Source organism: Anaerolineales bacterium, assembly GCA_037382465.1.
Classification (GTDB): Bacteria; Chloroflexota; Anaerolineae; order Anaerolineales; family E44-bin32; genus WVZH01.
On the sequence record JARRPX010000028.1, the window covers coordinates 1 to 10,909 of the forward strand.

Annotated in this window: 6 protein-coding genes, 1 tRNA gene and 1 other RNA gene; 2 read left to right on the plus strand and 6 right to left on the minus strand. The window is 56.2% G+C overall.

The genetic code is table 11. The features are described from left to right. Positions 1-232 precede the first annotated feature (232 nt). From ffs to P8Z34_09045, 6 genes are all read right to left on the minus strand, one after another. An RNA gene (gene ffs, locus P8Z34_09020) (signal recognition particle sRNA small type) lies at positions 233-332 on the minus strand. 110 nt (positions 333-442) lie between these two features. Next, positions 443-532: transfer RNA gene (locus P8Z34_09025), tRNA-Ser, on the minus strand. A gap of 56 nt (positions 533-588) precedes the next feature. Next, positions 589-1,722 (minus strand): hypothetical protein, encoded by a 1,134-nt coding sequence (locus P8Z34_09030; protein ID MEJ2550810.1) that lies wholly within the window; start codon positions 1,720-1,722, stop codon positions 589-591. A gap of 10 nt (positions 1,723-1,732) precedes the next feature. Then, positions 1,733-2,485: a M23 family metallopeptidase gene (locus P8Z34_09035; protein MEJ2550811.1), complete on the minus strand. Its 753-nt coding sequence runs from the start codon at positions 2,483-2,485 to the stop codon at positions 1,733-1,735. Further along, positions 2,478-3,836, minus strand: coding sequence for a glycoside hydrolase family 1 protein (locus P8Z34_09040; protein MEJ2550812.1), 1,359 nt, complete (start codon positions 3,834-3,836; stop codon positions 2,478-2,480). Before P8Z34_09040 ends, P8Z34_09035 begins: the two co-directional genes overlap by 8 nt. A 183-nt stretch (positions 3,837-4,019) precedes the next feature. After that, a complete protein-coding gene (locus P8Z34_09045; protein ID MEJ2550813.1) occupies positions 4,020-4,901 on the minus strand; it encodes a LysM domain-containing protein in 882 nt (293 codons plus the stop codon). A gap of 137 nt (positions 4,902-5,038) precedes the next feature. Here P8Z34_09045 and P8Z34_09050 point away from each other — a divergent pair, with 137 nt between their 5' ends. Next, positions 5,039-7,006: a tetratricopeptide repeat protein gene (locus tag P8Z34_09050; GenBank protein MEJ2550814.1), complete on the plus strand. Its 1,968-nt coding sequence runs from the start codon at positions 5,039-5,041 to the stop codon at positions 7,004-7,006. An 82-nt stretch (positions 7,007-7,088) separates the two neighbouring features. Continuing rightward, on the plus strand, positions 7,089-10,904 hold the full coding sequence (locus P8Z34_09055; GenBank protein ID MEJ2550815.1) for a GAF domain-containing protein: 3,816 nt from the start codon (positions 7,089-7,091) through the stop codon (positions 10,902-10,904). Positions 10,905-10,909 lie beyond the last annotated feature (5 nt).

The following is a 10,909-nucleotide window of genomic DNA, read 5'->3' on the forward strand; positions in this document are numbered from 1 at the left end:
TCATTTTATTTCCCAGGTGATATAATTTAAGCTGTTCCTCAGAAATGAGGGATAAAGGCTGCCCCGCCTGTGACAGTGAGCAACCGCTCTTCCCCTAACGGAGGGTTGGTTGAGCGGCCGTAAAAGAGTGGGCCTATCCACGTCAGGCATCCTAACGACCTGGCTGAGGCTGACAACGGGGCGGCCTTTTTCTTTTCCCACACATACACGGAACTGAACCCAAGAATAAGCGTCCGGATCGGCACCCCGACGGCACCCAGAGTTTCCTTCGTACCGCTGCTTCCTCTCGGACCTGACGGGGTTGGAAGGGCTCTGCCGCGTCGGACCCATCCGAACGCTCCCTGTGAGCATACCCTCCCAGGAAACGAGTGTCAACATCTACGCAGCTTCATCTCCGAACACATGTGGTGGAATCAATCGACACCGCCGTGGCGGTGTCGGCTGGCGGAGAGGGTGGGATTCGAACCCACGGAGCCTTGCGGCTCACGCGCTCTCCAGGCGCGCGCGTTAGGCCGGACTACGCAACCTCTCCATGCAAGAATATAGGGGCTTTCCTGTAAGTACGCCGGTGATTATAACATGAGGCCGTCAGCGGTTGGGCAGGCGCAGGACCCACAGATTGCGATCTTCTGCAGAAAGATAAACCATACGCCGGCCGTCGGGAGAGATCTGCCAATCGTTGTTGGCAATCGAAATCGCGGTCAATTGCGGATACGTGAGCTGGACCGCCTCCCCAGAGGCGGCATCGACCTGCCAGAGGGAAATGCCCGGGGCCTCCATTTCCAACGGGATCACCATGAGCATGTCGTCATAGCGCCAGCGATATGCACCGAAGAGGTCGAGTTTGATCCCGGGCGAACCGTCCGAGGGTACGATCCACAAGCCGTTGGCTTCTGGTTCGGAGGATAAAGCGACGTAGAAAGCGATGTAGCTCCCACCCGGCGATAAAAGTGCGCTGCGAGGACGTTCGGCCTCCATCACCAGGCTGGCAGCGCCCGTCTCGACGTCGACGCGCCAGATGCCCGACGGCATGGAGGGACCCAACCTACCGGTCACGTATATCCCCTCTTCGCCCTCCTCCCAGCCGATAAGGTAGCCGCCATTGACCGTGATCACCTCGTGCGCGTTCTCACCTTCGTAATCCGAGATCCATATCGTGCTCTGGCGCACATCCGGGTAACGAATACTGCGCGATCCCACGGACCAGGCGACCGAACGTCCGCTTGGTGAGAATTCAACGATACGCCCCTGGCTGGGGATGACCCAGCGTGTATCATCTGCCCAGCGCTCGACGTACGTTCGTCCCGCCTCCGGGTAGGCCACGAGAGTCATCGATCGAGAATAGACACCCACGCGCTCATGAACGACGGTACGCTCACCACCGGCAATCGGAACGCCATACAAGCCGGCAGGATAATATTCCCCGGGTTTATCGAGAAAGAGCACCCACTGCGAATCCTGCGACCACATCGGAAGCGAGCAACATCCTCCTTCCGTCAGGCGCACCGGCTGGGGATTGGGCGGCGTCGGTTCTACGGGCAGGAAGGGCGTCGCCGTTCCCAAACTGGACACTTCCGTTCGGTTATCCACCAGCAAGACCGCTTTCGCCAACCCCTTCAGGGAACCCTGTGGAGGGATGGGTGCAGCTGACAAGGTATTCGAAGTTCCCGCACATGCGCCGGCCAGAATCGTAAAAAGCAGGAACCCGATCTGCAATTTCATCGCCTTCAGCTTACCAATCCGGAGGCCATGCATTTTTATACTCGTTCAGCAGGGGATAGCCGAAACGAACGTCGGGTTGATCCAGCATGTCCTGCCATTGGCGAGGGTTATCCATGTCCATCTCGAAAATCAACGGCGTTCCGCCGACGAGAGCGAGCCGCTCCCAATCGGCGTCGATCAGCGTGAGCGGATTGTAGGCACGTGTATGGCCTTCCGAGCGGATTTCTAAATGCAGATGCGGCCTCGATGCGCAGGTCAAATCCGGATCACCAACCTGGCCGACCACCTGTCCCTGCTTCACCTTTTCTCCGCGCTTTAGATGCGAGCGGACTAACAAATGGCCGTAGAAGGAAGCATAGCCGTTCCCGTGGTTGATCATCAAATTATGCGGGGCTGCGCCATGCCAGCTGTCGACGCTGAAAACCGTGCCGTCGCCAATCGCCAGAATGGGCGTCCCACAGGGCGCAGCGATGTCCAAACCAAAATGGAGCCCCTGGCCCGCCACGTACGTCGTATCCCGAAAACGATAGGAGAAGTCCGTATTGCCGTACGGTTGGATAAAGTACCAGCTATCCGGGCCCGGATCACCAGCAAAGGGCAGGATAAACGGCCGCTGCGCTGGATCGACGTTCGATCCGCCGGCGGCATCCGAGAAACCGAAAACACCGATGACTGCGACCATGGCAAACAGCAGCGCCGGCCGCAGCAGCCACAGCGGCTTCCATCGTCGTCTCTTCCCGGACGCGTAACGGCTCTCATCCATCTTCGGTCAACTCGGCCGGTTCCCTTGGCGGAAATAGTAAATCCAGGACGTCAGGGGCGTAGCTCGCCACCGTTTCGGAAGACAATCCATTCAAGCTGCAGATTTCCGCGTAAAAATCGGCACTCTTTCGTTTGCTGCGTTTTTGCGTCTCCACATCCATTCCCCAAAGTCCGAATTTCTGCGACCATCCACGCTCCCATTCGAAATTGTCGATCAGGGTCCAGTGAAAATATCCCCGGATGGGCCAGCTGTAATTTACCGCACGCCACAGTTCGTGGAGGTGCAGGGCGAGATAGCGCCGGCGAAAATCATCGCCTGAGTCCTCGGTGCCATTTTCAGTAATGTAAACCGGCGTATTATAGCGTAAGGCCCAACGTAAGGCATTCCAGAATCCCGCAGGTTCGTTGGCGATGAAACCCTGTGGACTGAGATCGGCATCTTTGGCGTAAACGCCCGCCTCGAATACCTTTCCTGGCTTCAGCGGATTGAAAGAACACAGCTCCGTCGTATAGTAATTCAAACCAAAAAAGTCCTGCTTCCGGGCGGCCTGCGGCAGCTGCAAGCGGAAAGACGAAAACTGCACCCGCCCAGTGTGAAAAACCCGCGGAAACAAGTCGTTGAACGCTCGATGTTTCATCCGGGCAGCCCAGCGATCCAGCGGGTTGCCGGGATTCATCGGTCGAAAACCGCGAAAGTGATGCGCCAGGCCAACACGGCTTTCCGGCGCTACGTTATGGATGGTTTCGTACGCAGCCACGTGTGCATTGACGAGGTTAGTGATCACCTCCGGAAGCCGGCGGAGACTATGATCTCCAGGCGGCCAGTCGCCTTGCAGATAACCGAAGTAAAGATAAGTGTTCGGCTCGTTTATCGTTACCCACAAATTGACCAGGTCCCCCAGCTGCTTGACAACCTTACGGGTATAGCGCCTGAAATGGTGCACGATTTCAGGGTTTCGCCACCCCCCCTTGTCTTGAATCCACTGCGGCGTGGAGAAGTGATGCAGTGTAACCATGGGATCCAATCCACGCTCGAGCGCCCCCTGGATGATCTCGCGGTAATACGCTATTGCGTCATCGTTCCAAAGCGCCGGATTCGGTTCGATTCGGCTCCATTCGAGGGAAAGTCGATGGGCATTCTGGCCCGTTTCCGCTGCGCGGTCGAAATCTTCCCGCCATCTGCCGGACCACCATTCGCAAGCTTTACCGGAGCGTTGGTTCTGAAGAATCCGACCACTCTCGTGCTCCCAGGCCCACCAATCACTGCCGTGGTTGTAACCTTCCACTTGATACGAAGACGTTGCGGTGCCCCACAAGAAACCGCGCGGAAAATGATAGATGGCTTTAATCATGCATGCCTCTGGAACAAAAACCAAGTATGCATCATGGCATCCAACGCCCACTAGTCGACCCGGGCCATTGTAGTCTCGACTCAAATTTCCGCCAAGTCCGTCCGAAAGCAGCGACCGAGATGCCACGTACTTTGGGATTAATCTCCGGGATGGCGATTAAAATTCATGGATGCAAGAAAAACGTCATGGAATGACGCGAGCCTCAGCCATGACCTCGAAGTCATCAATCGTCCCATCGAGACTGAAGACGGTGCAATCGAATGGGATCGACTCCCCCAGCACGACCGAGGAGCCGGGATCCCAAATCCGAAAACCGATCACCGTCCCGTATTCATCGAGTGCAACCAAAAGCAGCCGCAGACCCACCTCAATCTCACTTTCTCCGGCCGTGGTCTCCAGTTCACCAAGCACCCGCAGGCTCAAGCCGTCCGGGCTCGGTGTTTCGGAGAGAATGTGCACATCCACCTGCCGGTAGCGAGATTCCGCATCGTTGACCGGGACGGCGCTGAGCATGGAGGCGACGGCAGTTTGCACGCCTTCAGGGGGAGAAGAGAAGAAACCCGCCAGAGGCATCCTGGCACCGGCTTGCAATCGATTTAGCGGCCCGTAGGCCGCGCGTTGATCCAACACCTGACCTGCCTCATCCTGGAGATAAACCACGCTGACGACTCCTTCGACATCGTCCGGAGAATCATTGCTGATCTCCAGAAGACACCACAATCCATTCGGGTACGTCGGGAAGCAGCGCACGGGCGAAGTCGCCAGCGGTACGGGCGTGGGAGTCGGCAAAAGCACATCGACGGGCTGCCCACCCTCGTTGGGGATGATCAACTCTGTGCCCACACTCAAGAATTGCGGGTCGATGCCTGGATTGGCCAGCAGGAGATCCTCCAGGTCTACGCCGTAGAGAATGGCGATGCCGATTAGCGTCTGATTTTCCTGAACGACATGAACGAGTGGCGTCGGAGTGGGCCCGAGCGGAATCTGTGAGGCGGCTTTTGTAGGCTTCACCTGAGGCGTCGGAGATCTGGTGGGGAAGTATGGCCGCAGGGTACTCGTAGCCAACTGGAGATCTCCCTCCGCGACCACATTGCACGATGCAAGCAGCAGCATAAACACTAAAATGGCAACCCGAGAGCCCTTGGAATTCACAATGCGGCGATTATACCAATGTGGGATAGCGTTGTGCGAAGAAAAACGCTATGCTAGACTTCCAGTTAAAGATCGAGGAACGTCACGTGGCGGATTCAGCAAGCACGACGCTTACAGAAGCTATCGCAGCAGCACGAGCAGGGAACCGCTCGGAGGCTCGAGAATTACTCGCCCGTTTGCTGCGAGCAGACTCGTCGAACGTAGAGTACTGGGTTTGGATGAGCGCGGTTGTGGAATCGCCGCGCGAACGCAAGTACTGTCTCGAATCCGCCCTCCGTCTCGATCCAACCAACCGTTCGGCGCTGCGCGGCCTTACGATTCTCGGGGCCAGAAAACCGGACGATTCGGAGCTTTCCTCCGCAGCGCAAATGCCCCACAGGAAATTTAAATTTGGCCTGGAAGCAGTCGAGGAAGAAAAACCGGAGGAAGTAGCGAAACCAACACTCGAGATCACGCCAAAACCGAAACCGAAACCCACTGTGGATCTTCCCTGGAAAACCATAGGGATGGCCGTCTCAGGCGTAGTGCTCGTTGGGACAATCATTCTCTTCTTGCCTCAGATAAAATCCGCGGTACGATCGATATTTGGTACGCAGTACTTCGGCAGCGCTGCAGAACTTCCGCCACTCGAAGGTACAGCCACCAATACCTTCGAACCTGGAACCCCGACCGCAACTCCCCTTCCCGCGGCGACACGCGTCATGCGCACACCCATTCCAACCCAAATGGCGAGCACACCGTTGGCCATGCTGGTGGAAAACTCACCGACACCAACGCCCATGATCGGTGTAACCCCGCACCCTGAAGAAGCCTACGATGCGGGCATCAACGCCTTGCTCAAAGGAGATTACGAATCCGCCTTGAGCTACTTCGACCAAATTATCGATAGCGTTCCGAATCCATCGGCGGACGTATTTTACTTCCGCGGGGAAGCGCTGCGCCTTAGCGGCAGTTTCGGCTCGGCGCTACTCGCCTATGATAACGCCGTCAATAAGAACGCAGACTATACACCGGCTTACATCGGACGGGCACGGGCATTCCTGGCACGAGACGATGATGAGAACGCGCTGGCCGATTATGAGCGCGCCCTGCGTCGAGAGCCGCTGTTGGCGGAGATCCACATTGATTTAGGAAAATACTATTCTTCCCGAAAACTATGGTTGAAACTTGAAAGCACGATGCAGGAATCTCTCGAACTCGGTGTAGACACACCCTGGATTTACATTTACCTGAGCGAAGCGCAATTAAACCTTGGGAATTACGTTGGGGCATTAGAGAGTGCACTGGAAGGGAGCGCAGACGATCCCTCCTTGCTGGAAGGCTACCTCGCCATTGGCCGCGCCTACATTTCCTGGGGCGTGAACAGCGTTGATGCTTCGTATTTCAATGCTGCCCTTTGGCCGCTGCAAACTTATACGAACTATAAGCCGGACGATCATCGGGGTTGGGCGGCCCTGGCGCGTGCAAGCGCCGGGTTGGGCAATCTGGATGAAGCATTGGAAGCTGCTAATCGGTCCATTCAAATTAACAATCGTCATGCGCCAGCCTATCTCGCACGCGCCATTATCAAAATGCAGCGCGGCGACTACCAGGCTGCATTGGATGATTTGCTCCTTGCCCGTCGATATGGCCAGGAGACCTATGATCTTCTTATCCACACTGCGGAAACCAACTTGTACCTTGGAAAATACGAGGATGCAATTAGATCAGCCAATGCGGCACAAACGGCTGCCAACGACGAACCCGTATTCGTCAACCAACAGATTAAAACAGCCGAGGTGTATGCCCTCCTGGGGAAGATTTACGAATCCAATCCGGAAGCCATCGACGACGCAATCATGCGCTGGCGTTGGATCCTCGGCTTGGAGCATGTCCGTCCGGAGACCCTCGCCCTCGCAGAAACGCATCTCGCCGAGCTGCTCGGTGAGGGGCCGACTCGCACTCCTACGAAAATACCCACGGCAGCACCGTCCGACGAACCGACTGACGGCGAGCCTTCGCCGACACCTACGCCGTGACCGTTCATCCGATTGATGAGTTCGCCATGTCACGCCTCCTCATTTTCTCCGGCATATTAGGGCGATGGAAAACAACGCCAAGATGAGAACGTGGCGGCGCCACATCTGGTGGATCCTGGCTGTAGCCAGCCTGGTCACCCTTGCCTTGTGGCTGCGTCCTTCGGGCGGATTCGTCCCGCAGTGGGATGCGATATTAATTGGCGCAGCTTTTTCAGCCTTCCTTGCGAATTTTCCTATCCCTGTCGGTCGGGTGCGGATCAATTTTACCCACGCCATCGGCCTGACCTTGGGAGTCGCACTCGGACCCGGCGCAGCCGGATTGGCGATCTTGATTGGATTGGCGATCGGGGAATCAGTTCGTTTCGTTCGTGAGTTCTTTCAGTTGAACAAATCGTTCGATTTCTGGCGAGGTTTCAAGTCCTGGACGCTCAGCCTCAGCCGGCAACTGTTAAGCATCTCCGGCGGATTAACCGTATTCCTGCTGCTGGGAGGCAGCCCGCTCGTTGTAACCCATCAATCACCATCGATTATCGCCAGCGTCGGATTGGGGGTAGCATTTACGACACTGTTCATCTCCCTGCATTGGCTCGATCACCTTCTCTCTGATTCTCCAAAAGCCTTGATCCACGAATTCCCCATCCCGTTCCTCGTGGCGTTAATTCCCGTACCTTTCGGCGTCATCAACGCCGCAGCATACATCATGCTCGGTTTCCAGACATTGATCATCTACGGTGCCATCGTTTCGTTGTTTTCACTCGTCGTCAGCCGGTTGGTCGTTGCCGACCGCGATATCAAGCGCAGGATACAAGAGATTTCGACCATCAGCAGAATCAGCCAGGCCATGCGCTCCAGCCTCGACCTGGAAGACCTGCTGACGACGATCTACACACAGGTATCCCAACTGTTACAAGTGAATAATTTCTACGTCGCGCTCCACGATACCGTCGAAAACCTGATCACCTATCCACTGGCAATTCGAAACGGTGAAAAACAGGTATGGCACGACCGGAATTTCATGGACCGCCTCACCGACCGGGTCATTCTCCAGGGTACGCCGATCCTCATCACCCATGATGCATCCCAAGCCTTACGCTCAATGGGACTCCCAGAAATTGAAAACGCGCCCGAAGCATGGCTCGGTGTACCCCTCGTGAGTCCAGAACGAACGATCGGCTGTCTGGCTGTGTTTCACACCGATGCACAAAAATCATTCGAAAACCACGACCTCGACATTTTAACGACTCTGAGCGGTCAAGCTGCCGTTGCCATCGAGAATGCCCTGCTCTACGAGCAGACGCGGAATCGAGCTCAGGCGCTGGCTTCATTAAACGAGATCACCGCCTCGATGAGCTCCACGCTCGATCCCGAACGCGCCCTCGAACTGGTCAGCCAATCGATCATTCGCGTCAGCGGAGGTGAGAAGTCCGCCATCTTCCTCTTCGAGAAAGATCTGGGAGAGTTATTTCTGGCACACGGGCTCAATCTCACTGACGGCTTTATGAAAGCGTGGATGACCATCCCTATGGAAGAAGAAGAGCGCATTCAAGCCTTCATCCACGAGCGTCCGATCCTGGTTGCAGACGTTGACGAATCGGAACTTTCGGAGCCGATAAAAACGCAATTGAAAGAAGAGGGGATTCGAGCCTTCGCAGATTTCCCCTTGATTACGCCGTCCGGCACGATCGGACAGCTCTCGGTGTATTTCGCAGAGACGGAAAGTCTTCAGGAAGATCAGATCGATTTATTAAAGACTTTCGCCGCCCAGGCGGCTTTAGCCGTGGCCAACGCTCGTGCACATGCAGCGACGGATCTCGCCCTGCGCAAACAAGTCGACCAATTGGCCACACTGGAAACGATCGGCCTCGAGATGAACGCCACCCTCGACACCAAAGAACTTTTCGAAGCCATCTTGAAGCATGCGCTCCGCATTACCAACGCATCCCAGGGGAATCTTTCCATCTTCGATCCCGAGCAGCGCGCGCTGCGGATCGTTGCCCAGCGCTCCTACCCGGATGCACCGCGCAACGAAGAATCCATCTTCGACATCAACGATGGCGCACCGGGTGTCGCCTACCGGACAGGAAAAATCTGCAACGTCGCAGACGCGTCTTCTGATCCGAATTACAGCAATTGGATAGACGATCGTACGCACAGCTTGCTCAGCGTACCGATAACTCGTCAGGACAGCGTTCTTGGCGTAATCACGGTAGAGAATACGAAACCTTCCGCGTTCAATCAAGAGCATGAAAAATTCCTCGGTCAACTCGCCGCGCAAGCCGCCGTCGCCATCACCAACGCAAGACTTTATCAACAACTGGAAACGAGATTTCACGAGCAATCATTGCTCTTCACCGCAAGCACGCACATCGCCTCCACGCTTGACAGCGATGCAATTGCACTCGCCATCGCGGAGAGCGTCAGCATCGCCTTGGAGAGTGATGGCGCAAAAGTCTCGCGGTGGGACCCCGACCAGGGCACGCTCTCGCTCCAGGCCGGCATCTGGAACGGGACACCCGAGAAGTCCGCTTCGGTCACCATTCAGGCAGGTGATGTCGAAGCCATCGAGACCGCCATGCGGGAATCTACAACTGTTCAGTGGACGCTGAAGGACGCGCCGAGTCCGGCAGCAAAAGTGTATCTATCTGCTTTTCATGGAGCAGCAAGTATCTTGATCGTTCCCATCATCGCCGGGGATCAGACTCTGGGCACGATCGAAGTCTTCTCTGCCAAGGAACGTCTGTACGTCGAAAATACGATCCGCACCGCGCAGACGATCGCCAGTCAGGCCGCGATCGCCCTCGAGAATGCGGAATTATTCCGCCGCATCCGCGAGAGTCACAATCGCCTCTTGGCAATCCTGAACTCCACGAGAGAATCGATGTTGATGATCGACCCGCAAGGACGAATCATCCTCGCCAATACCCAATTCGCAGCACAGGCAGGTCTACCCATCGAGCAGTTGATTGGAAAAAACCTGACCGGCGCAGAATTCGACATGACCAAAACGCTCGGATTCAGCCGCGAGGAGCTGCAAGATTTCATCTCTCGGCTGCAGCACGGCGATGCCGACCGGGAAAAAGCCACCGTTTTCGAAGGCGTAAAATCTCCGCGGCGCACTTTTCAACGATCGATCACACCCGTCCGGGACGCAATCGGTCTTCTGATCGGCTCGCTGCTCGTCTTCAGAGACGTCACCGAAGAGCAGGAATTGGAAGAAGCGCGCAAGCAATTGACGGAGATGATCGTCCATGATTTGCGCGGCCCCCTGACGGCGATCCTCGGCAGCCTTAAACTGCTCGAAGAAACCATTCCGGCGAAATCTCCTTCTCCCGTCGCCAGCCAGGCGATCACCGTCTCCCACCGCAGCGTTCAGCAAATGCTCGATCTGGTCAATTCCCTCTTGGACATCGCCAAACTCGAATCCGATGAAATCGATCTCTCCGTTGAAAGTATCTCGATCAAGCAGTTGTGTGAAGAGATGGTGGAAACCTACGTTCACGAAGCCAACGACGCGGGAATCATCCTCGACTGTACTTGCGCCAAGCGGCTGTCGAAAATATCCGTCGACAAGGAAAAAATACGACGCGTGATCGGTAACCTGCTCGATAATGCGCTGCGCTTCACGCCAGCAGGCGGTCGTGTCGATTTGACCACACAGAAATCGGATGGGGGAATCCTCATTCAAGTGATCGACACCGGACCCGGCGTGCCCAGAGAATTTCGGGAACGCATTTTCGAACGATTCGGTCAGGTGCCGGGGTTAGACGGCAAGCGCCGCGGGACCGGTTTGGGACTCGCTTTTGCACGTCTGGCCGTCGACGCGCATGGGGGCAGGATATGGGTGGATGAGAATCCGGATGGCGGAAGCATCTTCTACGTCTTCCTGCCATATTGCTGAACCCT

Excerpts from the sequence above, each read along its gene's own strand:
- P8Z34_09050 (MEJ2550814.1), top strand. The coding sequence starts at position 5,039 with ATGCTAGACTTCCAGTTAAAGATCGAGGAACGTCACGTGGCGGATTCA.
- P8Z34_09055 (MEJ2550815.1), top strand. The coding sequence starts at position 7,089 with ATGAGAACGTGGCGGCGCCACATCTGGTGGATCCTGGCTGTAGCCAGC.
- P8Z34_09030 (MEJ2550810.1), bottom strand. The coding sequence starts at position 1,722 with ATGAAATTGCAGATCGGGTTCCTGCTTTTTACGATTCTGGCCGGCGCA.
- P8Z34_09035 (MEJ2550811.1), bottom strand. The coding sequence starts at position 2,485 with ATGGATGAGAGCCGTTACGCGTCCGGGAAGAGACGACGATGGAAGCCG.
- P8Z34_09040 (MEJ2550812.1), bottom strand. The coding sequence starts at position 3,836 with ATGATTAAAGCCATCTATCATTTTCCGCGCGGTTTCTTGTGGGGCACC.